This window comes from Achromobacter sp. SIMBA_011, from assembly GCF_046535435.1.
GTDB lineage: Bacteria > Pseudomonadota > Gammaproteobacteria > Burkholderiales > Burkholderiaceae_B > Achromobacter > Achromobacter dolens.
The window spans coordinates 1-266 of the sequence record NZ_JAWRWN010000567.1; the positions used below are offsets into that span (position 1 = coordinate 1).

Sequence of the window (266 nt, forward strand, 5' to 3'; positions counted from 1 at the left end):
CATTCGTGGTGAACACCCATCCAGACGGGGCAACAAGGTACTCAAGAGAGCACTCTTCCTCTCGGCCTTTGCTGCCCTGCGAGACCCGATCTCAAGGGACTATTACGCGCGCAAGGTCCAGCAGGGCAAGCGCCACAATCAGGCACTCATCGCTCTCGCTCGACGACGCTGCGACGTATTGTTCGCCATGCTGCGCGACGGCTCCCTCTACCAACCAAAATCCGCCCCTACCGCTTGACGAATCACATAGGGGCACCCCCCTCGCC

General features: G+C 60.5%; 1 pseudogene. It reads left to right on the forward strand.

Annotated features, from left to right (window positions below):
• Positions 1–238 (forward strand): annotated as a pseudogene (locus SB816_RS32180) (IS110 family transposase); the annotation flags it as partial.
• Positions 239–266: the final 28 nt, after the last annotated feature.